This window comes from Desulforamulus aquiferis (assembly GCF_030577015.1).
GTDB classification, from domain to species: Bacteria; Bacillota; Desulfotomaculia; order Desulfotomaculales; family Desulfotomaculaceae; genus Desulfotomaculum; species Desulfotomaculum aquiferis.
In genome coordinates this window covers 61331-82546 of the sequence record NZ_JARPTC010000006.1, presented here as the reverse complement: position 1 = coordinate 82546, position 21216 = coordinate 61331, and the positions used below count along the sequence as shown (strand labels likewise).

Here is a 21216-nt window from a genome sequence, read left to right as displayed (position 1 = left end):
TATTTGTTAGGATAGTGCTGCACTTCACATACTAATTATAAATAGACCCAAAGGCGCTTGTAAAATATATAACAATTATAGGGGTATAAAGACTAGCTATATTGCTCTCCCCAAAACAATAAATCAGGCTAGCACAACTTGGTGCTAGCCTGACTCTTATAACAATTTTTATATTGTATTTTTTTTAATCAAGTGGACTGTGTACTTGGCTTAACCGCATCTTGGCGATAGAATACCAGGAACGGAATCAAAGCAATAAAGCTGCAGATTAGATACATATAAGACAATCCCATTTTATTAGAAACCACACCTAACAGCATAGAACCTAACCCTATTCCTAAATCTAGGGCAGTTAAAATTGTTCCGGTTGCAGCCCCCCTACGATATGGTTCAACCCTATTTATGGCCATAGCCTGAATTGTAGGCTGCACTATGCCAAAACCAATGCCCATTGTAACGGCAGATAAAATAAAGAACAAGTAGCCCTTTGCCAAGAAAAGCAAGATAAAGGAAATTGCCATACCTAAAAAACCGATAGCCATAATTCGGTTGGGACCATGGGCATCAAATACCTTACCGGCATAGGGCCTGACTATAAGCAGTGAAATACCATAGATCAGGAAAAATATCCCGGCATTACTTATGCTTAGTTCCTTTGCGTAAAGGGTGATAAAGGATACAATAGCTCCGTAGGTAAAGGTGACAAAGAACATTACCAGTGATAAGGAATAGACCCTTGGTTCAAAAAAGCTATTTAGGGTAAGCTTTGTTTTCTTTTTAACAAGATTATCCTCGGATACCTTGATAGTAAGCACACATACCAGTCCCAATGCCGCTATTACAGAGCCCGCCGTGAACAAGGTATGAAAGCCAAAGCGAGCCAGTATAAAAAGACTCAAAATAGGTCCCACAGCCATAGCCAGTGTATTGGCTAGTCCATAATATCCCATACCCTCTCCCCTTCGGGAAGCAGGGACAATATCACTGGCAATGGTTCCAGCCCCTGTTGTAGCAAAACCCCAGGATAAACCGTGGATGGCCCTTAACATAAACAACATAACCAAACTAGTTACTAAATTATAGGCCAGTGTGGTTAGTACAAAGGCCAACAATGCAAATATTATAATACTCTTTCTACCTACTGTGTCTAACATATAGCCTGATATTGGACGAACCAAAACTGCTGTAATTGTAAGCACTCCCACTATATACCCAACATTGCTCTCATTGCCTTGCAAAACATTGGTTACAAATATGGGCAGTGTAGGAAGCAAAAAATAAAAGCTAGTAAATATAAATAAGTTGGTAAGACATATTAAGATAAAATCCTTTGTCCATAGAGACTGTCCTTGACTCATAAATTGCTCCTTATATTTTGTTAAATACTGATTATCTATAAACATCATATTGTTTTGACCAATAGAATGTCGAAATATGTTCACCTAGCTCAATGGTTTGTTGGTTTCTAACTACATATGTTTGGTTGCTGTCAATAGGGTAATATCTATATCCATCTTTAAATTTCTTAAGTTTATATCCACTTTGTCGAAGGCATTCGGGGTCAAAACAAGCAGCTATGTGGGCATCATAGGAGAATTTATAAACTATAGCACTTACCATAATTCCTCCCCCTTTTCTCTGCTTAAGATAACCTTTTGGCAATTTGATATAATACACTGCCAACTAGTAGGAATAAAACTAATGCCGTCTCGGTCGTAAGCATTTTTCATTACCCCCCCTAAGAAAATTTAAACTACTTCATTTTAGGAACAATGGGTAACGGTCTAATTTGTTGTCAGAACAAGTATTGCCACATAAAAATTTAGCTGTCTAGATTTTCAAACATTTTATTGAGAACTACCTTAAACTCCTCGATTTGTTTTTTATCAAGCCCCCTTGTTGCTTTATCAAGGGCTTCTAATGCTAAAGGGGTCAGTTTACCTTGTAATTCCCTCCCCTCAATAGTAAGAAAAATTAAATACGCCCTACTATCCTCCGGGTTAATTTTCCTTGTTATGAAACCCTTCTTTTCTAGCTTTGACAATATTCTGACTATCGTTGGGAGATCCTTAGAGGTTAGCTCTGCCAACTCCTTTGGGGAGATGACTTCCTTTTCCCATAAACGATTTAAGACTGCCCACTGTTCGGGGGTTACATCATAATCCCTTAAGTGGTGTAATAAATTATTCTTCATCCGTGTATTTGTGCGGTTTAACAGATAACCCAGGCTATTATCCAGTTTAAAAGTCACTTAAATCTCCCTCTAAAATTTTAGTTGTCATGGCAATTATATTACTACTTATTTAATTTTGCAACAATTGTTCTCTCATAAATACCAATTACCTTTATAAAAACGGATGGTTGATATTTGTAACCCACCCACAATACTCCCTGCCTTCTAGGGTGACCTTTACCTGCTCCGTCATCCTTTTAAGCATTAGATACTGACCCGGTTCCGAGAGCCAAGACAGATGATAGTGACCATCTTGGGCTTCGTACCCATAGGGTGAACCCACTATTATTTTTACCACCTCTTTGGTCAACCGATCCTTAAGCTCCAACCGCCCACCAATTAGTACTGGCAGTTCAATCTCCCGGCCTTCATTTATATTAATAATAAGCATTTCCAGGTGGCTGATATATTTGTCCATTAGCTTTTGAATTACCTCCCGTTCGGATGAGGGCTTCGGAAAAAAATCATCCAATATAACAGCTTGAGCTTCTTCGAAGTCAACCAGGTGTTGAATAAGTTTCTGCTTTAACTCCTGCTTAGCACACATCTTGAGCCTCCAAAAAATGTTAAGCTATATAAAACACCCAATGACAACTTTGAACTATAAAACCAGTACTAGTTCATTGCCTTCATTGGGTGCAGTTTTAGTCAGGGTCTTACTTATTAAGGATATCGGCAACCTCCGCTGCATGATAGGAGCTTCTGACCAGCGGGTCGGAGGCCACGTATTTGAAGCCCATTTCATAAGCCACATCCCTATATCTTTTAAATAAATCAGGATGAATATATTCAATCACCGGATGGTGTTTATCCGAGGGGGCCAAATACTGTCCTATGGTCAGCAGGTCACAGCCGGCTAAACGCAAGTCCCTCAGCACAGAAATCACTTCTTCTTCCTGCTCACCCAAGCCCACCATGATACCTGATTTTGTAAAAATACTATTATCAAGTTCCTTGCAGCTTTTAATCAGCTCTAAAGAACGGGCATAACTGGCCCTAGGGCGGACACTAGGATACAGGCGGGGTACCGTTTCGATGTTATGGTTAAGGATATGTGGCTTGGCATTAATGACGGTGGCCAGGGCCTCACCACTGCCCTGGAAATCAGGAACCAACACTTCCACAATGACCTGGGTAGCCCGGAGTTTTTCAATAACTCGGCTAAAGTGATGGGCCCCGCCGTCCGGCAGGTCATCCCTAGTGACAGAGGTAATAACGGCATGTTTAAGACCCAACTCCTCAACGGCCTTAGCCACATTGTCAGGTTCTTTTGGATCAAGGGCTTGGGTTTGTCCCTTGGTTACATTACAAAAGGTGCAGTTTCTTGTGCAAATGCTGCCCAAAATCATAAAGGTAGCGGTTTTGCGGGCGAAACATTCTATAAGATTGGGACAGTTAGCTTCCTGACATACGGTATGAAGGGATAATCTATCCAGCATCTCCTTAACCTCATGGGTTTTTTCAGCACCCTGTAGCTTTACCCTTAGCCATTCAGGTTTCCTTTTATTCATGGTTTTGTACCCCCAAAATCCCTTGTAGCTTTTGTAGGTTGATGAGTTTAGGCTTGCAGTTGAACACCAGGCAAAAGTGCTCAGCTACCTGCCTATAGGTCTTTTCAATATCCACAGGTTGACCCAGTATTTTTTGCAGTGAAGTAACACCCCTATCTGTAATACCGCAGGGATTAATCCACCGAAAATGATTTAGGTCGGTATTTACGTTAAAGGCAAAGCCATGCATAGTTACCCAGCGTTTTACCGAGCAGCCAATGGCAGCAATCTTCTCGCCCCCCACCCAAACACCGGTATATTTACTATCTCGGCCTGCAGTTAGAGAATACTCCTGCCTTAATAACTGAATAAAGATTTCCTCCAATTTATCAACATAAACCCGAACACTTTTGCCATGGCCATTCAAATTCAAAATTGGGTAGCCCACTATTTGTCCAGGACCGTGGTAGGTAACATCCCCACCCCGGTTTATTTTATAAATACATACTCCTTGGCGAGCAAGCTCAGCTTCTGGCATAAGAATGTTGGCAAAATTTTCCCTGGTGCCCAGGGTCAAGGTAGGTGGATGCTGTAAGAGCAGCATGATGTCGGGTACTTTATTTTGCTGCCGCAGCAGTAAAAGTCGCTTCTGGATATCCAATGCTTCCAAGTAATCTGTCTCATCCAACATAGCAACTAACAGCTCCATCAGTATCACCTCTACATCCGCCAATTTCAGCAAACCTTAGCCGTGAATACTTAGACCATGCACATTCTCCGCAGCCTCCAGAATGGCTTCCGCCAAAGTTGGATGGGCATGAATTGTACCCGCTAAATCCTTAGACGTTAAACCCTTTTTAACTGCCAGGGTAGCTTCGGCAATCAAGTCTGACGCATGGGGGCCAATGATGTGGACGCCTAATACCACATCTGTTTCCGAATTGGTCACAATCTTTACAAAGCCTTCTCCCTCACCCATGCTGAGGGCTTTTCCATTGGCCATAAAATTAAATTTTCCCGTTTTTACCTGTATGCCAGTTTCTTTGGCCTGCTGTTCTGTCATACCTACCGAGGCCACCTCAGGACTGGTAAAAATACAACTGGGCACTCCAGTATAATCTTGATGTAAATCCTTACCCATAATATTTTCAGCAGCTACAATACCTTGGGCTGAAGCCACATGGGCCAGCTGGTATTTCATCACCACATCACCTACGGCATAAATGCTCCTAATGTTGGTTTCCATTCGATCATTTACCAATATCTGGCCCCTATGGCCCAATTCAACACCTACAGCCTCTAAGCCGAGATTTTCTGTATTTAAGGTTCGTCCAATGGAGATTAAAGCCTTTTCTGCTGTAAGAACATCTCCATTCTCCAGTTCAGCTTGAATACTGCCTTCAGCCTCGATTATCTTCTTTATAGTCACATTGGTTTTGATATTGACTTTTTTCTTCTTAAATATGGTTTGCATTCGACGGGAAATATCTTTATCCTGTAAAGACAAGATACTTGGTGCAGCCTCCACCATAGTTATTTCCGTTCCCATACTACCATAAATATGGGCAAATTCACAGCCTATAACACCGGCGCCAATGATTAGCATACTTTTAGGCACCTCGCTTAGTTGCAGGGCCTCTTCACTGCTTATAATGGTAGTGCCATTATAACCCAGGGATTCTATTAAAGCAGGCCTGGAGCCGGTGGCAATAATAATATTATCACACTGTAATTCTTGGGTCTCCCCATTATTCTCCACTTCCACAATACCTGGCAGCTTAATCCTAGCTGCTCCCGCAAATAAATCCACTTTGTTTTTATTTAAGAGAAAGTTAATGCCCCCCACCAACTTCTCCACCACTTCGGATTTTCTGGCCTGAACCTTCGAGAAGTTGATTTTTGGGGCAACCACTTCGATGCCAAAGTCCGCTGCTTCCTGCACGGACTTAAGTTTCTCTACCGCAGCAATCAAGGCTTTGGTGGGAATGCAGCCTCTGTTTAGACATGTACCGCCCAGCTTATCCTTTTCTACCACTGCTACCCTACCACCCAATTGAGCTATCCTAATGGCTGCAACATAGCCACCTGGACCGCCGCCAATAACAACTGCATTGTATGTCATATATTTAACCTCCCCAATTGTTTATAGGAATGGGGGGCTTACGCCCCCCATCTAACCTTTCTGCTGCCCTTCTGCTTCATACCGGGCCACATATCTACGCCTTTTCAATTTCTACAAAAACCTGATGCCTTCTGGCTGCTGTGCGGTAAGGCAGCAATGCATCCGCCGCCATAGCCTCTATCCCTTTAAAACGCTCATCCTTACATTCCTTAGGCCTAAACACTTTAACTAAATAGGGCATTTTCATACTGCCCGCTGCCTCTGCTATGAATTTTGCTGTGTCTGCAACTTCCTTGGTGCTTAGATAGCTAACTTCCCCTTCCCTCCTGAACACAGGGATAATGGTAGTCTGGAATTTGTATTCCGGGAAGCTAGTCACCAGGGAAATGGACCTCTCAATCTCTGCAAGGTCTACTTCCTGCTCCAAAATTTGGCTGTACATTTCCCTGGGACCCAGCACATTCATAATCACTACATCCGCCAGTCCCTCCGCCTGGATTTGCTCAAGAATTGCAGCATTTTGACCATTTGTGTCCATTTGGAGCTTCATATTATTGCCCTTTTTGATATAACGTAGCACCTCTAAAAATTCATTAGCATACTGGGGATTGCCGCCGGAAACATGGATGCCATCCACCCATTCTTTGTGCAGCACACCAACACTAAAGAATCCGTCCAATTTACTGCCCGAGTACAGATAAGCCACCGAAGCTCCGATACCTTGCCTAATCACCCTTCCATCGGTTAGCAAAGGGAACTCTACTCCGTCAGGTCCACGAAAAATGGCTTTACGGTTGGTACTATAAAATTTCTGAAAAGCATCCTTGCCCTCAGCCTTCATATCCTGCTCGATGAAGTCGATGCCTCGTTCCCTCATTAGCTCTTTAACTATTTTGCAACGGGTACAGCCAGTGGCTGTATAGATAGTAAAGCCCACCCATTTCATCTCCTTCCCCTATGATAAAGCTGTTTAGACAACATTATTGAATCTGCCTGAGGTAATCGTCCCTTGAAAGCAATCCCTTTATTTCCTCAGGATCGCTTGGCTTAACCACTATCATCCAACCCCTTCCGTAGGGGTCCTGGTTTACATTTTGTGGATTTTCTTCTAAATCACCATTCACCTCAAGAATTTTTCCCCCAAGGGGCATATAAAGGGCAGATACGGTTTTTGCAGATTCGGCCTGGCCAAATTCATCGTTTTTATCAAAGGATTCACCCTCATTGGGTAATTCTACAAAGATAATATCCCCTAAACTATCCTGGGCAAAATCCGAGATACCAACCCTAACCACATCTCCCTCAACCCTTGCCCAGGTGTGTTCATGGAAGTAGTAAATATCCGTTGGAAAATTCAATTCGGTAATGACCTTTGTCATGATAAACACCCTTTCTGTACTTTGAGAAAGTTTTCACTGTATTCTTGTTATAAGATTAACATAGTCCTATAACCGGGAGCGGTAGTTTGCACTACGTGGGCACAAGAATTTTTAAGAGTCCAGACCACAGAACAAACCTAGCCCCCAGGCAAAGAAAACTTGGCTTCCGAACAAGCCTTTAGCCATCTTTCTGATACACAAAAAAACTGAGATGAATTTTATATATCATCTCAGCTCAGGTTCCAATTACTGCCTTGGTTATTATCCATTAAGCTAAGCTAGTAAGTAACAATCCTTCGATAGACCCCTAACTTGTTGGCAGCAGTTACTCTTTTTGGTTGTACCGGGGATTTATCGAATTCTAAATCTCCATTTATCATTTTTAGCTCCCGGATTTTTCGCCGGTAATTTTTAACCCGGGATGAATCATAGCCATGTTCCTCGGTCAAGTCCATTAAACGCATTTTGGCTATCTCTTGCCTTAATTGAATTATCTCCTTCATTTTTTGTCCTCCGTATATATAAAATTTAAATATTATTCTTTTACTATCATATTTTCTTGCTTTGTAATTATTTTAATAATTATTGCTTTCTCCGTCAGTAGCCTAAGCTACACATTTAGCGGTTTTTTTGCAAGGTCCTGTAGAAATGCGCTGGCAGGGTTGCCAGCGCTTGTCATAATGCCTCAATTAAATTTAGCCAAAATTTACCCACCATTAATCATTTGGATAATTTTGGGTTTCTGTTGCAAACCTTTAACCCTAGTTAGCTCTTGTCCCTTATCAAAAACAATCATCGTTGGATAGCCTTCTACTCCGTACTTTTCTACAGCTTCTTTGTTTGCATCATAATCCAGCATCACGATTTCTACACCTTCAATATCTTTGGCCACATCCTTTAATACGAAGCTTAGCATTTTGCAAGGTCCGCAGGTCTTTGAATAAAAATCCACTAACAGCCTTCCTCCGCTGATCAACTGTTCTAATTCTGCCCCACTTATCTCTTTAACTGTAACAGCCATGTTAGGACCATCCTTTTTAGTTTAGTTTTTCAATATATTTTGCAACCGACTGGGCAGCTATGGCTCCATCACTGCAAGCAGTTATGACCTGTCTCAAGTGCTTGCTAATAATATCACCCGCCCCGTAAATACCTGGCACACTAGTTGCCATATAGGCATCAGTTTCAATGTAGCCATAGTCATTTAAGATTCCCAATTCCTTAAAGGCTTCTGCTGTTGGTTTTAATCCAATGTATTCAAAGGCCCCATCTGCAAAAATAGTAATCTCCCCTGGGGTTTTTGTGGATCTTGCCTTTAATCCTTCAAATTTATCCGAGCCCAGAAACTCCAATATATCGTAATACTCGTAGACTCTAACATTTGCCAATGCCTTTAGCTTATCACAGGCCGACGGATCAGCAGTTAAATTAAATAAAGTAACAACGGTGACCTCTTGAGCCAGACCTGCTAAATAGATAGCCTCCTCAACGGCTGAGTTACCCCCACCAATAACGATTACCTTTTTACCCCTATAATGGGGACCGTCACAAATGGCACACCAGCTAATACTAGTTCCGGCAAAATTTATTTCTCCAGGCACCCCGAGCATTCTTGGCTTTGTTCCGGTTGCGATAATGACAGCCTTTGCTGTAAAGGACAGCCCCTCTTCACAAATTAGTTCTTTAAGGTTGCCTTCTGCTCTAATGGAAGTTACTGTCCCATAATCAAAGTTAACACCAAGCTCCAGGGTATGCTCAAACATTTTAATTGCTAGCTCCGCACCGTTAATTGTTCCCATGCCGGTATAGTTTTGAATTTCAAAGGTATTGACAATCTGACCCCCTGGGGCCAGCTTGTCTAGAAGCAGCACCTTCAAATTTGCCCTTGCTGCATAAATGGCCGCTGTCATTCCAGCGGGACCAGCACCTATAATTGCCACATCATATTGAGCCATTTCATCGCCTCCACAATTTCCCACTGTAAAACAAAGTAAATTCTTATACTAATTTTATCAAAAAGATAAAGTAATCGTGATAACATACACTAACACTTATCAACTTTAGTCTCTAATCTTAAAAAAGATCTCAGAAAGGCACTAAAGATAAATCTCTCCTTAGTGCCTTTCCTTACTAAATATAATTTTTTAGAGATTAACAGTTACCCCTGTTTCATATTTCTTATCATCGATGATTAAAGAAATTTTAAATTCACCGACTAGCTTTTCTTTACTAATGGGGAATTCAACAGCCCGCTCATCACTTTCCTGGAAGGTGCCCACGCACATGGCTAGGAATGGTCGTTTAGTTGTAGGTATAAAATAACTGTGGGTTGTTTCTCCTTCCAACTGCAGCAAGACCATCTGGCCCTTCTCAAAGGTTGCTTTGAGTATTAGCCTATCTTCTTCTTGACCCAGCTTGACATTATACTGTTCTGGAACCATCCCACCTGCCTCTGCAGGGGGAATAGTTGTGAACTCCTCGGTAACACCTAAAGTACCTAATAACTCACCTTTTCCCAGACTTAATACATCCTCGGCACAATATAGTTTTAATTTTTCTGCTCGATAGAAGTTGGCCGGCAGATGCATTTCATACATTAATACATTATCTCTTAATTCCACTGTGATGGAATTTAGCACTACCTTTTTCTCATCTTCACCCCTAAATTGTACCGGGGGCTTATTGCAGGTCTCACCCTCGAACGTTCCTATGCCACCAGAGTGTACCAGGTAATGGCCTTCCCCATAATACTCCACATTGCAGATGTATGTGGAAAAGAACTCTGCTCCCCTTTCCTTGCCATACTGCCATACTTGTTGAATTTCCATTTTACCTGTATCAATTCTATATCTTACTCCCCGGGAGAAATTATCCTTTGCGGGCAAGTATTTTTCTTTAACCTTAGCCCTCCAGTGACCATTGTCGAAGGCCATAATGTCACCGTCCGGCAATACAACACAGGCGTGCTGTTCATACTGCCAATCAAAATCACCCTCACCCACCGGCTTAAAGAAGTATTTATCCACTAATTCCTGGGGCCAGCCTTCCGGGTCTCCAATAATCCAATTCAAGGCTCCGGTTTCATAGTCCAGGTTGATAATGGCATCCTGATGTCGTCCAGATAGTGTTAAGGAGTTGGTCCTTTTATCATACCAAACAGCGTTGTTGTGGAACCAGTCATGACCGTCCTGACTGCCGGAGCCGCCTACATTTGTAGGCAGAACCTTTTGATAATCCCAAGTCTTTAATATCTGCCCGGTTTGGCGATCAACAAGTACCAGCATATCCTCCACTGTACCCCTGGGCAGATCCTGGGTTAGGATTAACAGGTTGCCATCTTCCATTTCAAATTGGTCATGATGGTACCCACCTGGCAAACGATATTCTTTATAGATCTTTCCGATGATGCCCATTTCATAGATGCCGGTTGTATGGTAAGGAGGCATTAGTAAACGATGTGTGCCAATGAGCAAACGACCATTCTTTACTCTCTTTAAATCAAAGGCAAAGTTTAGTGTACCGTACCAGCGGACATCTCCACGATAATCATAGCCTGCAGTAAATGCATCTGAGGTTGGAGTAACAAACATAATGTTATCCTGGAAATATTCGGCAGTGGTTGTGAGTTGAGTAGGAAGCTTTACTTTATCTGGTGCTTGCTCTGTTTGAATAGTAACAACCCTACTCTCCCCATTACCTAAGACCAGTTCGATCCTATTAATCCAACCTGGATAAAGCCCATAGATGGGAATCATATGTTCGGTTGCTTCAGCAAAGCTGAAGCTAATATCCCCGGCCTCTTCCTTTCCTTTAACAACTATGGAAACTGTGGTCGGTTCCGCTGTTTTAAACATTAGCAAAGCTGTTAAAGGAGCAATTAGGTAGGGATTTAGTTTTACATAGGGGTTCTCAAAAGTATGGTCACCCTTTTGATATTCTGCCAAAAATGCTTGCTCCGCCTGGTACTGCTGGGTAATCATGTGGTCAAACTGCTTAAATTTTACAGTCATCTCCATCCTCCTTAATTTTATAGTTAGTTAGCTAGTAGATCAGGTTTGCTAAAGGCATACCGATTAATAAATATAAAAAGAAGGAACTAATTACAATGATGCCGCCATACTTTAATACGTCCTTTGGATCCACCCATTCTTTATTGCCAATCAAAATAGCTGCATAGGGAGAGGCTGCCGGTGTCAAAATGGCCATATGCAAGGCAAAAATTACCGCTGTAGTAATTGCCACGGGATTGGCGCCATTTTGTGAAGCAAAGGTATAAATAATGGGCATTAGGAGTACACCCATGACACCGTTGTTGGCAATATTTGTAATAGTCATTGAGAACAATAGCAGGATTGTAGCAAAAACTATAGGAGAGCGATCCCCCAATAAGGGGTTTAACGCTTGGATAGTAAACTCTTTAATGCCGGTCCCCTCTCCAGTTAACGCCCCGGAGATAACCATAGCCATACATACCAAAAAGTAAACATCCCAGGTAACATAACGACCAATAATCTCCTTGAAATCAATAACTGGTTTATTATCCACTTTAATTGAGCACAGTCCTACAATGAAGAAAAGTACTACTCCCACTGGACCGATTTTATCTATGAAAGCAATAACCCCAATTGTTTTTGGTAAAATACTTGGTAATAAAATTAAAATCAGGTAGCCAAATAAACATCCAAACAAGATTTTTTGCTGCAGAGTCATTGGAGGCAGCTTGTCCTGTTCGAATCGTTCGGTATTAATATTAGCAATTTTACTCATATCAGGTCTAAAAACAAACTTGATTAACAGGCTGTAAATTACAATACCTAGAGAACACATAACAAAGCCAAAGACCATGTAAGGCAGGTAATCCAACTGGGTTTTTGTTACCTTTTCAAAGGAACCAACTATCATTAAGGCTGAGCCGGTAAATGGTTTTGCCGCTTGGCCAGAGATAGCCCCAAACATAGTACCAACCACCATTATGGCTGTGTACTTATCTCCTTTTTTATATCCTACGTCCTTTAACACATTGTAAAGAATAGACCACATTAATAGCAAAGCAGGTAGAATGTTTGCTGACAGAGCAGCTAATACATAAGCAGTATAGATAAAAATAAAACTAAATATTACCGGACGACCGTTAATCATTTTTCTTGTCAAAAACCATCTGCTAATGTATTGAGTAACACCTGCATGTTGTATTGCACCAAATAGAATCATTGCAAAAAGCACCAGTACAGGAACAGTGTCTCCAAAGGATGACATTAGCACTTCTTTTAAACTGGCATATTCAGTTATACTTAAAGCAACAATACCTAGCAAACTGGGCCATAGTATAGAAACAAACGACCATAAGTAAATCAAACCAATAAACACACCAAGAACCTGCATACCAACTGGTGTAATAGGCTCAAAGGGCGCCAGGGAACCAAAGCCGAACATAAATAAAAGACCGATTACACAGTGAATATAATATAAAGTATTATTTGGTGGTGCTGTTTGTGCAACGCTTGCACTAATGGTTTTATTCACTAATTAATTCACTCCTCTTCAACTAAGGTGGAAATAACCGAAAAACCACTATTTTTATAACTTTAACTACATATAAGCCTAATAAATCTCCCCCTTTTCATTTGCATTTTGTGTGTTTTTTTACAAGGTTATAATATCAGCTTTATCATTAAATAAAAGATAACATAGACTAACACTTCAGTAAGTTTTTGATATTTAGATGACATTATTTTGGTACTATACCGGACAAGGAAAATAAAAAAGCTACAGGTTAATAACCCATAGCTTTTAGCTAATAGTCTATAGTTTTTTCTGCCCTGGCATAACTTGTTAATAGTTTTTCATTAAGAATTATAATACCTTGCTTGTCTTTATCAATAATGCCTTCCTCTTTGAGGGCTTTTAATATCTTGGCCACAGTTACCTTATGGATACCTAAAAAGCGGCCTATTGTTGTGTAATTGCTGTAGTCCTTATTTACTATAAGTTTGCCCTGTCTAAGTTGCGCATTCTTCAACAACTGCTCACAAAGGCGGTTTGCCACCTTCCCCTCCTGTCTGGCTTGAAAGGAACCAGCAAGTTCCCTTAACTCATACATGGCTAATGTTATTAATTGATTTAAAAGTTCTGGCTTGTCTTTTATATAATGAAGAAAATTTTTCTTAGGTATTCTATAGCATTTGCAAGTGGTATCTGCAATAAAATTGTTCGAACTAATACCATTGCTATAGATAATCAAAACACCCAGGGTAGATTGGACAAAATTTTCCGATGATTTTTTAACACCAAAGACAATTTCATCACCTTTTTCCGTAATGGTTGACCGATGACAAGTGCCGCTCATTAAATAGTACAAATACTGAATTTCTTCCCCTTGCCTTATAATATATTCACCTTTCTTAAATTCGCAGAGAACAACACCAGGCTGTTTAAGCAAATCCATGCTGGCTCCCCTTTCTCTAGGCAATGAAGAATCATATTAACTAAATTGTTTTAAATATTCTCCAATCATTTTAAATTCCCTTGAACAATTATTCTATTTATATATATATTATAACCTAATTTTTAGCAACTTGCTTTGCTTCACTGCCAAGGAATCTTTTTGCTTAAAGCACATTAAAATTGTCCTTGATTTATATTATAATATTGTAATATAATTAATTTGCGGAACCTCTTACCCGAATTATACAATTTGATAAGGGGCAAAATAAAAATCCGGGCTAGTAAAAAACAAACAAAATTGGAGGTGCTATTTTATGAAAATTGAATTTTACGAGCCACCCATGTGTTGCCCCACCGGCATTTGTGGCCCGAGTGTGGATGAGAAACTGGTCAAACTGGTTGAAAATATAGATACTCTTAAAAAGAAATATACTGGTTTAGAAATTGAGCGCTATATGATGACTCAGCAGCCTTCAAAGTTCAAGGAAAATGATAGCGTTTATAAATTAGTAAAAGAGCAGGGTAAAGACGTACTTCCAATCGCAACATTCAACGGTGAGGTAATTAAGACAGGTGGCTATCCCACTCTAGATGAGATGGAAAAGATAATCCAGAAAAGCTAGGAGATGAATTTAATGAAAACAAAATATATATTCTTTTCAGGTAAAGGTGGTGTAGGAAAAACTTCTATGGCATCCACAACAGGTGTTTATTATGCTGATCAAGGTAAAAAAACACTTATTGTGACAACAGATCCCGCCGCTAATCTATCGGATGTTTTTGAGCAAGAAATTGGACATCAGGTTACAAAAATAACCGGGATAGATGGCCTGTTTGCCATGGAGATTGATCCGGACAAGGCCACCGCCGAATATAAGGAGAAGTCTTTAGCTCCGCTAAGGGATTTATTTGATGAAGAAATGATCGGGATTGCTGATGAACAATTAAGCGGTCCCTGTACCGAGGAAATGGCCTCCTTTGATAAGTTTATTGATTTTATGGATAAGGATGAATTTGATATTATCATCTTTGACACTGCCCCAACTGGTCATACCATAAGGCTGTTGGAACTGCCCGTTGATTGGAGTAAACATATTGAGGAAAGCTCTAAGGGTAGTGGGCAAACCTGTATGGGTCCAGTGGCCCTCATTCAAGACAGCAAGAAAAAGTATGATGAGGCGGTGGCAAAATTAAAGGACACTAGCCAAACAGACTTTATATTTGTCATGCAGCCTGAGCAAACCTCCCTGGATGAGACCATCAGATCATCAAAGGAACTTAGGCAAATTGGAATCGAGACATCGACAATAATTGTTAATGGTTTTATCCCCGAGGAAGAAGCGGTCAACCCCTTCTTTAAATCAAGGTATGACATGCAGCAGGGCTATCTGGGCAAAGCAAGGGCTGCCTTTAAAGGCTTGCCAATCAAAACAATGAAGTTATTTGATTCTGAGCTTAAGGGAATTGATATGTTTAGAAGATCTGCCAGTAAATTATTTTCAGGAAGTGATCAAAATTAATACTATCGGCAAACTAATTTATCCCAACAAGGGACAAAGAAAAAATATCTTTTATTCAGGCAAGGGTGGTGTCGGCAAGACCTCATTAGCCTGCATTACTGCCATCCAGACAGCTAAAAGGGGCTTTAAAACCCTTCTTATGACCACAGATCCCGCTGCTCATATTGGCAATGTCCTGGATAGACCAGTAACCGAGGAAATCACTAAAATTGATGGGCTAGAAAATTTATATGCAGTAAAGATAGAGCAGAAAAAGGCAACGGAAGAATATAAAAATAAGGTATTGGAAGATGCCAGAATAAATTTCGATGAGAACACCGTTAGGACAATGGAGGAAGAATTGAATTCCCCCTGCACCGAAGAAATGGCTTCATTTCAAAAATTTATAGAATACGCCAGCCTAGAGGACTATGAGGTAATTGTCTTTGATACGGCACCCACCGGGCATACCTTACGGCTTTTGGAATTGCCTATGGACTGGAGCAAACAGATCCAGCTAAAGGCCGGCTTAACTACAGAAATTAGTGAGGCTGACAAAAGGCAAAAGGAGCAGTTTGACAAGGTAATACAAATGATGAAGGACGAAAATTCCACCACCTTTGCCTTTGTCATGTACCCGGAAAAAACCCCTATTATAGAAGCCTACAGGGCTTCTGAGGAATTGGGTACCGTGGGAATTAAGACCCAATTGGTTGTGGCAAACTTAATAATTCCTGAGGAACAGGCTATAACACCTTTCTTTAGAAAAAGAAGGGAAATGCAAGAGAAATACCTTAATGAAATAAAGGATAGTTTTCCATCGGCACAAATGCTTAAGGTTCCCATGTTTGAAAGGGAAATCAAAGGCTTAGACATGCTGCAAAGGGTATCCGATACAATATTCTAATGTAAAGTCTCTTTGCACCCCCTAGGGTGCAATTTTTTTAAATTGACATCAAGGGACTTCCATGTAAATTGCCTAAAAAAAAATGCCCCGCCATAGGCGAAGCTGAATAATGGGGAGGGTTATCTATATAAAAGCACTTTAAGTGCTGCCATACAGGCCTTGCAGGTTTTCCAAACTTGCACGGCTTTCTTCTATACTGCGGGTTTCCAGCACAATATTGCCTGTAAAACTAGCCCTTTTCAGTGCTGCTATTATTTGTTTATAGGGTACACTGCCCGCACCCACAGGATTGTGCTCATCCCTTTCACCATTATTATCCGAAACATGAACCCCCACCAGTTCAGGAAGTATCCTTTCAAAAACCTCGAAGCAATAACTGAAGTTAACCATGTGGGCATGGCCGAAATCAAATACTAGTCCCAGCCTGGAAGATTTAATTTGTTCCAATGCATACAGCAGCTCATCAACCTGCCAGCCAAATAGGTTAGGGTAAGGAGGAACATTTTCTAGGGCTATAATGGTTTTATTGCCCTTGCTCCTATCTAAAAGCTCCTGCAAAAAGCAGACAAGTCTTGTCCTCCCTTCGAAAAAATCCTTTGAAGTATCACCTTCCACCTCACCAGGATGCAAAACCATATATTTGCAAGATATCTGCTCGGCAATATCCAGGCTTTGAAGTAGTACTTTTAGTGTCTCCTTTTGAACTGCCGGGGAATTACTGATGGGGTTAATTTGTTCTATGGGGGCATGCAACGTCCAATTAATCCCTTCTGACAACCCAAATTCCCTTAAGGCTATTATTCTTTTGTCAGGCCAGTTTAATAGTTCCCGATGCCGCTGTTCCAATAAAATTTCTATGGACCTCCACCCCTCCCTGATTAAAGATGGAAGTGCAGCTTGAAGGGGCTGCTCATAGAGAGCATATGAGGAAATGGAAAAGTCTCTGTTATTCATAAGCTTCACACCTACTTAATACCAGAATGCATAAAACTATTCATAAATTGACGCTGAAAGAGAAGAAAGGCAAGTAATAAAGGGAAAACAACCATAAGGGTTGCTGCCGAAACCTCTATCCATTGGGCTCCCGTTTCAAAGGATTGGGCAAAAATAGCCAACCCCACTGTCAATGGACGGTTTTCCACTGAATTGGTAACAATCAGGGGCCATAGGAAATTATTCCAGTGATAACTAACGGAAACTAGCCCAAAGGCAATATATGTTGGGCGGGCCAAGGGGATGTAAATTTTCCATAGGGTCTGCCACCAACTGCAGCCCTCCATTTTAGCGGCTTCCTCCAATTCGTAGGGTACTGTCTTAAAGGTTTGCCTAAGAAGAAATATTCCAAAGGCAGAGGCAAAGTAGGGCATCATTATGCCCAGCTTTGTATCAAGCAGTGAAAGATCACTTAATACATTGTAATTGGGAAAAATCAAGATGTCAGCAGGCACCATTATCTGTACAAGAAACAGCATAAAGATAACATCCTTGCCTATAAACTCCATCCTGGCAAAGGCATAGGCTGCCAGGGTGGTGGTCACAAGCTGTACTGCGAGAATTCCCAAAACCAGAATAAAGGTGTTTAGATAATATGTTGCAAAGGGAGCTGAATCCCATACCTTGCTGAAATTGGCTAGAGTATAGCTAAAACTTAGCTTGGCCGACAAAACACTCTCACGGGTCTGAAAGGCTGACCATACGGCCCAAACAAGGGGAATCAGCCAAAGGATTCCCAGGGCCAAGATGCCCCCGCGGCTTATATTACCCAGCATGATTCCCCTCCTAGTTGTAGTGTATTTTTTTATCCAGACTGAAGAACTGTACTGCTGCCAAAACCAGAAGTATAAATATTAACAAAATAGTCAAGGTTGAGGCCATACCCTTATCCCAGAAGGTAAAGGCCGTTTCATATATGTAGTACAATAATAGATTACTGGCGTTTTCCGGACCACCTCTGGTCATTATAAATAGGTGATCCACCAGCTTGAAGGAATTGGTCACAGCAATGATCATGACAAATAAGGTTGTAGGCATCAACAGCGGGAAAGTAATTTTCCAGAATACAGTCCACCGGGAAGCACCGTCAAGCTCTGCCGATTCATAGAGCTCCTGGGAAATACTTTGCAGACCGGCTAGATAAAAAATCATAAAATACCCGGCCTCTTTCCATATAATCATGACAATCATGGCCCACATGACAAGCTCCTGACTTCCCAGCCAGTTTAAGCCCTGCATGCCAAAACACTTGAGCAGCCGGCTCATTAATCCGTATTCCGGCGTGTAAATAAACAGCCATATATTGGCCACTGCAATCATGGGAATGATGGTGGGATAAAAGAAAGCTGTGCGCAAAAAGCTTTTCTCCCGGATTGACTTATTGGCAAAGAGGGCCATTATTATGGCTAAGGCCATGCTTGTTGGTACTGTGCCCAGGGCAAACCAAAGGTTATTAGTCAATACTTTCTGTAAGACATGGTCGTCCATCATTTCCCTATAGTTGTTTATCCCGGTGAAGAGGGGGTCCGGGGTTCCCAGACCCGCCTGAAAAAAGCTAAGGTAAAAGGTTTGCATCACGGGATAAAAGGTGAACAGCAGGAGAAATATGAACGAGGGAAGGAGGAATAACCAGGCATATATATTCACTTTGAACTGCTCAAGGAATTTTCCCTTATTCATTTTTCGCTTCCTAACATTGTTTACTTGTTAAAGGGGGCCAGCACCTTGTCGGCTTCCTCCTGGGCTTTTTTCAGAGCCTCCGCCGGCTGCGCTGTACCGGTTATGGCAGCCTGAATGTTGTCACCGATAGTCTTGTAGATTTTACCATTGTGGTGGGTGGAAAGTTCTGCAGATGCATATTCTAACTGATCCCGGGCAACCGCTGCGTAGGGGAAGTCAGCAACGTACCCTTTCATGAGGTCAGTTTCATAGGCAGACTTGCGGGTAGCAACATAGCCTGTATCAATACTCCACTGGGCAGCCCTTTCCGGCTCGGTCATCCACCGGATAAACTTCCAGGCAGCTTCCTGTTTATCTTCGGAGATTCCTTTAAATACATAGAAGTTGCCGCCGCCAGTGGGGCTGGCATAATTTTTCTTGGCAGGCAGGAAGGCCACTCCAAAATCAAACTTGGCATTATTCTTAACGTTGGTCAAATTGCCGGTGGTGTGATACATCATGGCAGTTTTACCCTCCAGGAAATCTGAAGGAACAGTAGCCCACTCAAGTACACCTTCAGGCATGGATTTATGCTTTTGGGCCAAATCCACCCATAACTCCAGGGCCTCAATGTTTTCTGGTGTATCAAAGAATACCTTCTTGCCATCATTGGACATTAGGTTTTTACCGTTTTGTAAGGCGAAGGCTTGGAAGATCCAGTATTGGTAGCCGGTGGTGGGGATTTCAACACCATAACGGCCAGCCTTAGTGAGCTTCTTTGAGTACTCAACCAATTCATCCCAGTTTTTGGGCGGCTGTTCAGGATCTAGGCCAACCTCCCGGAAAGCATCCTTGTTATAGTATAAAACGATGGTACTGCGCTGGAAGGGTATACTCCAGGTCTTGCCCCCGGTTTGGGAATTCATCATAAAGGCCGGATAAAAGTCGTTGATATATTCTCTGCCTCCATCCTTAGCAATAAGATCATCCAGGGGTATAATGGCATCCATATCCAGCATGGTATAAAGTTCCGTGGATAGGAGCACAGCCACATCCGGTGGATTGTTACTCTGTACTCCAGCCTGTACCTTTACATTGGTATCGGCATAGCTGCCTGTATAAACTGGTTTCACAGTAATATTGGGGTTTTCTTTAGTAAACTCGCTGGCCATCCCTTCAATTACCTTGGTTAAAGGACCACCAACGGCTATGGGGTAATAAAATGTAAGTTCTACCTGCTTTTCTTCATCCCCTTTAGCTGCATTTCCGGCAGAGTCGCCTCCATTGGAGCAGCCTGTAAAAATAAGCATAGAGATTAGGCACAGGCTAACAAGCTTTAATACTAACCGCATAACTTTTCCTCCTTCATCATTGTCCTTTCATTAACGGTAATTAATTTACCCGTACTCTGCTCAAAGAGCAGTATATTTTCGAAACGGAAACCTATCTCAAGGGAATCTCCCACCTTAAACTGCCACTGGCCCATCCATTTAGCCCGCCATCTTTGCCCGGCCAGGTTAAAGCCCACCAGAGTTTCTGAACCAAGGAGTTCTGTTTCCTCCACGCTAACTGTAAAACACTGTAAATCCGAGACTGAATTATCCGGGCTATACCTTTCCAGAAACTCCGGCCTGATCCCTAAAACCAAGGGGGTATTAGGGGCAATGTTCCTTTGGTCCACTGGCAAAAAGAGGCTCTGAATCCCGTTTTTCAGCCTAACACCCCATTGATTGCCTCGCCTCTCCCATACCCCCGATGCAGTATTGATGGTGGGAGAACCAATAAACTCAGCTACAAAGAGATTTTCAGGCCGGTTGTAAACATCCAGGGGTCTGCCTATTTGCTGAACTCTACCCTCCTTTAGAATCAACATCCTGTCTCCCATGGTCATAGCCTCAACCTGGTCGTGGGTTACATAAATCATGGTGATGCCAAGGTCCTGCTGTAGTTTTTTTAGCTCTGTTCTCATTTGTCCCCTCAATTGAGCATCAAGATTGGAAAGGGGCTCGTCCATGAGGCAAATGGGATGCTGACTTACAATGGCCCTTCCCAGGGCAACCCTTTGCCTCTGTCCACCGGACAATTGGCGGGGCTTACGCTTAAGGAGTTCTCCAATGCCCAGCATTTCCACCGCCTTGGTAAGTCTCCTTTGGCACTCAGGCTTTGCAATCCTACGAACCTGCAGCCCAAAAAGGATATTTTCCTCTACCGTTAAATGGGGATATAGGGCGTAGTTTTGGAATACCATGGAGATGCTGCGCTTGCTTGGGGGAACATGGTTCATGGGCTGTCCGGAAATAAGCACTAAACCTGAACTAATTGTTTCCAATCCTGCTATCATTCTAAGGGTGGTTGATTTGCCACAACCCGAGGGACCAAGCAGCACGTAGAATTCCCCGTCTTGTATTTCTGCATTGATATCATAGACCACTTGCTGCTGCCCATATAGTTTAGAAACCTGCTGCAGCTCTACCTTGGCCAAAAAATCTC

Annotated in this window: 23 protein-coding genes; 3 read left to right on the top strand and 20 right to left on the bottom strand. The window is 41.9% G+C overall.

From position 1 onward, the window contains the following. Nucleotides 1–188 precede the first annotated feature (188 nt). The 15 genes from P6N53_RS05200 to P6N53_RS05130 form a co-directional block, all read right to left on the bottom strand. Nucleotides 189–1358, bottom strand: coding sequence for an MFS transporter (locus P6N53_RS05200; protein ID WP_304541688.1), 1170 nt, complete (start codon nt 1356–1358; stop codon nt 189–191). Between the two features lie 31 nt (nt 1359–1389). Continuing rightward, nucleotides 1390–1620 (bottom strand): hypothetical protein, encoded by a 231-nt coding sequence (locus P6N53_RS05195; RefSeq protein WP_304541687.1) that lies wholly within the window; start codon nt 1618–1620, stop codon nt 1390–1392. Between the two features lie 202 nt (nt 1621–1822). After that, nucleotides 1823–2251 carry a MarR family winged helix-turn-helix transcriptional regulator gene (locus tag P6N53_RS05190; protein WP_304541686.1) on the bottom strand — a complete coding sequence of 143 codons (429 nt, stop codon included), beginning with the start codon at nt 2249–2251 and terminating at the stop codon, nt 1823–1825. Nucleotides 2252–2345: 94 nt separating this feature from the next. Further along, complete coding sequence (locus P6N53_RS05185) at nt 2346–2780, bottom strand: hypothetical protein (protein ID WP_304541685.1); 435 nt, start codon at nt 2778–2780, stop codon at nt 2346–2348. A 109-nt stretch (nt 2781–2889) separates the two neighbouring features. Then, nucleotides 2890–3744, bottom strand: coding sequence for a lipoyl synthase (gene lipA, locus P6N53_RS05180; RefSeq protein WP_304541684.1), 855 nt, complete (start codon nt 3742–3744; stop codon nt 2890–2892). Then, nucleotides 3737–4432: a lipoyl(octanoyl) transferase LipB gene (gene lipB, locus P6N53_RS05175; protein ID WP_304541683.1), complete on the bottom strand. Its 696-nt coding sequence runs from the start codon at nt 4430–4432 to the stop codon at nt 3737–3739. The genes lipA and lipB overlap by 8 nt, the downstream gene beginning before the upstream one ends. A 36-nt stretch (nt 4433–4468) precedes the next feature. Then, entirely contained in the window at nt 4469–5845 is a 1377-nt protein-coding gene (gene lpdA / locus P6N53_RS05170) for a dihydrolipoyl dehydrogenase (protein WP_304541682.1), read from the bottom strand. Between the two features lie 94 nt (nt 5846–5939). Continuing rightward, complete coding sequence (locus P6N53_RS05165; protein ID WP_304541681.1) at nt 5940–6791, bottom strand: thioredoxin domain-containing protein; 852 nt, start codon at nt 6789–6791, stop codon at nt 5940–5942. A gap of 34 nt (nt 6792–6825) precedes the next feature. Next, a complete protein-coding gene (gcvH, locus tag P6N53_RS05160) occupies nt 6826–7224 on the bottom strand; it encodes a glycine cleavage system protein GcvH (protein WP_304541680.1) in 399 nt (132 codons plus the stop codon). A gap of 278 nt (nt 7225–7502) precedes the next feature. Beyond that, on the bottom strand, nt 7503–7727 hold the full coding sequence (locus tag P6N53_RS05155) for a hypothetical protein (protein WP_304541679.1): 225 nt from the start codon (nt 7725–7727) through the stop codon (nt 7503–7505). A gap of 203 nt (nt 7728–7930) precedes the next feature. Continuing rightward, nucleotides 7931–8245, bottom strand: coding sequence for a thioredoxin family protein (locus P6N53_RS05150; protein WP_304541678.1), 315 nt, complete (start codon nt 8243–8245; stop codon nt 7931–7933). 16 nt (nt 8246–8261) lie between these two features. After that, nucleotides 8262–9179, bottom strand: coding sequence for an NAD(P)/FAD-dependent oxidoreductase (locus P6N53_RS05145; protein ID WP_304541677.1), 918 nt, complete (start codon nt 9177–9179; stop codon nt 8262–8264). A gap of 189 nt (nt 9180–9368) precedes the next feature. Next, a complete protein-coding gene (locus P6N53_RS05140; protein ID WP_304541676.1) occupies nt 9369–11234 on the bottom strand; it encodes an aryl-sulfate sulfotransferase in 1866 nt (621 codons plus the stop codon). A gap of 31 nt (nt 11235–11265) precedes the next feature. After that, the gene (locus tag P6N53_RS05135; RefSeq protein WP_304541675.1) at nt 11266–12747 is read right to left on the bottom strand and encodes an SLC13 family permease; all 1482 of its coding nucleotides are present in this window, start codon (nt 12745–12747) and stop codon (nt 11266–11268) included. Nucleotides 12748–13018: 271 nt separating this feature from the next. Beyond that, nucleotides 13019–13669, bottom strand: coding sequence for a Crp/Fnr family transcriptional regulator (locus tag P6N53_RS05130; RefSeq protein ID WP_304541674.1), 651 nt, complete (start codon nt 13667–13669; stop codon nt 13019–13021). A 313-nt stretch (nt 13670–13982) separates the two neighbouring features. Here P6N53_RS05130 and arsD point away from each other — a divergent pair, with 313 nt between their 5' ends. Genes arsD through P6N53_RS05115 form a run of 3 tightly spaced genes read left to right on the top strand, consistent with a single transcriptional unit; the run spans nt 13983 to nt 16074 of the window. Beyond that, nucleotides 13983–14291 (top strand): arsenite efflux transporter metallochaperone ArsD, encoded by a 309-nt coding sequence (gene arsD / locus P6N53_RS05125; protein ID WP_304541673.1) that lies wholly within the window; start codon nt 13983–13985, stop codon nt 14289–14291. Nucleotides 14292–14303: 12 nt separating this feature from the next. Continuing rightward, nucleotides 14304–15188: an ArsA family ATPase gene (locus P6N53_RS05120; RefSeq protein WP_304541672.1), complete on the top strand. Its 885-nt coding sequence runs from the start codon at nt 14304–14306 to the stop codon at nt 15186–15188. Then, nucleotides 15133–16074, top strand: a complete 942-nt coding sequence (locus P6N53_RS05115) for an ArsA family ATPase (protein ID WP_304541671.1) — start codon at nt 15133–15135, stop codon at nt 16072–16074. Before P6N53_RS05120 ends, P6N53_RS05115 begins: the two co-directional genes overlap by 56 nt. Before the next feature lie 138 nt (nt 16075–16212). On the opposite strand, the gene P6N53_RS05110 is transcribed toward P6N53_RS05115, so the two are convergent. The 5 genes from P6N53_RS05110 to P6N53_RS05090 are packed head-to-tail and all read right to left on the bottom strand — an operon-like array spanning nt 16213 to nt 21208. Beyond that, nucleotides 16213–17028, bottom strand: coding sequence for a sugar phosphate isomerase/epimerase family protein (locus tag P6N53_RS05110; protein ID WP_304541670.1), 816 nt, complete (start codon nt 17026–17028; stop codon nt 16213–16215). A gap of 11 nt (nt 17029–17039) precedes the next feature. Then, entirely contained in the window at nt 17040–17843 is an 804-nt protein-coding gene (locus tag P6N53_RS05105) for a carbohydrate ABC transporter permease (protein WP_304541669.1), read from the bottom strand. A gap of 10 nt (nt 17844–17853) precedes the next feature. Beyond that, on the bottom strand, nt 17854–18747 hold the full coding sequence (locus P6N53_RS05100; RefSeq protein ID WP_304541668.1) for a carbohydrate ABC transporter permease: 894 nt from the start codon (nt 18745–18747) through the stop codon (nt 17854–17856). A 20-nt stretch (nt 18748–18767) separates the two neighbouring features. After that, the gene (locus P6N53_RS05095; protein ID WP_304541667.1) at nt 18768–20078 is read right to left on the bottom strand and encodes an ABC transporter substrate-binding protein; all 1311 of its coding nucleotides are present in this window, start codon (nt 20076–20078) and stop codon (nt 18768–18770) included. Continuing rightward, nucleotides 20069–21208, bottom strand: a complete 1140-nt coding sequence (locus tag P6N53_RS05090) for an ABC transporter ATP-binding protein (protein WP_304541665.1) — start codon at nt 21206–21208, stop codon at nt 20069–20071. Before P6N53_RS05090 ends, P6N53_RS05095 begins: the two co-directional genes overlap by 10 nt. Nucleotides 21209–21216 lie beyond the last annotated feature (8 nt).

What these genes read in the sequence shown, in the direction of transcription:
- P6N53_RS05120 (WP_304541672.1), top strand. Translation starts at nt 14,304, where the DNA reads ATGAAAACAAAATATATATTCTTTTCAGGTAAAGGTGGTGTAGGAAAA.
- P6N53_RS05185 (WP_304541685.1), bottom strand. Translation starts at nt 2,780, where the DNA reads ATGTGTGCTAAGCAGGAGTTAAAGCAGAAACTTATTCAACACCTGGTT.
- gcvH (WP_304541680.1), bottom strand. Translation starts at nt 7,224, where the DNA reads ATGACAAAGGTCATTACCGAATTGAATTTTCCAACGGATATTTACTAC.
- P6N53_RS05100 (WP_304541668.1), bottom strand. Translation starts at nt 18,747, where the DNA reads ATGAATAAGGGAAAATTCCTTGAGCAGTTCAAAGTGAATATATATGCC.
- P6N53_RS05145 (WP_304541677.1), bottom strand. Translation starts at nt 9,179, where the DNA reads ATGGCTCAATATGATGTGGCAATTATAGGTGCTGGTCCCGCTGGAATG.
- P6N53_RS05195 (WP_304541687.1), bottom strand. Translation starts at nt 1,620, where the DNA reads ATGGTAAGTGCTATAGTTTATAAATTCTCCTATGATGCCCACATAGCT.
- P6N53_RS05140 (WP_304541676.1), bottom strand. Translation starts at nt 11,234, where the DNA reads ATGACTGTAAAATTTAAGCAGTTTGACCACATGATTACCCAGCAGTAC.
- lpdA (WP_304541682.1), bottom strand. Translation starts at nt 5,845, where the DNA reads ATGACATACAATGCAGTTGTTATTGGCGGCGGTCCAGGTGGCTATGTT.
- P6N53_RS05130 (WP_304541674.1), bottom strand. Translation starts at nt 13,669, where the DNA reads ATGGATTTGCTTAAACAGCCTGGTGTTGTTCTCTGCGAATTTAAGAAA.
- P6N53_RS05155 (WP_304541679.1), bottom strand. Translation starts at nt 7,727, where the DNA reads ATGAAGGAGATAATTCAATTAAGGCAAGAGATAGCCAAAATGCGTTTA.
- P6N53_RS05150 (WP_304541678.1), bottom strand. Translation starts at nt 8,245, where the DNA reads ATGGCTGTTACAGTTAAAGAGATAAGTGGGGCAGAATTAGAACAGTTG.
- P6N53_RS05165 (WP_304541681.1), bottom strand. Translation starts at nt 6,791, where the DNA reads ATGAAATGGGTGGGCTTTACTATCTATACAGCCACTGGCTGTACCCGT.
- P6N53_RS05095 (WP_304541667.1), bottom strand. Translation starts at nt 20,078, where the DNA reads ATGCGGTTAGTATTAAAGCTTGTTAGCCTGTGCCTAATCTCTATGCTT.
- lipA (WP_304541684.1), bottom strand. Translation starts at nt 3,744, where the DNA reads ATGAATAAAAGGAAACCTGAATGGCTAAGGGTAAAGCTACAGGGTGCT.
- lipB (WP_304541683.1), bottom strand. Translation starts at nt 4,432, where the DNA reads ATGGAGCTGTTAGTTGCTATGTTGGATGAGACAGATTACTTGGAAGCA.
- arsD (WP_304541673.1), top strand. Translation starts at nt 13,983, where the DNA reads ATGAAAATTGAATTTTACGAGCCACCCATGTGTTGCCCCACCGGCATT.
- P6N53_RS05105 (WP_304541669.1), bottom strand. Translation starts at nt 17,843, where the DNA reads ATGCTGGGTAATATAAGCCGCGGGGGCATCTTGGCCCTGGGAATCCTT.
- P6N53_RS05200 (WP_304541688.1), bottom strand. Translation starts at nt 1,358, where the DNA reads ATGAGTCAAGGACAGTCTCTATGGACAAAGGATTTTATCTTAATATGT.
- P6N53_RS05110 (WP_304541670.1), bottom strand. Translation starts at nt 17,028, where the DNA reads ATGAATAACAGAGACTTTTCCATTTCCTCATATGCTCTCTATGAGCAG.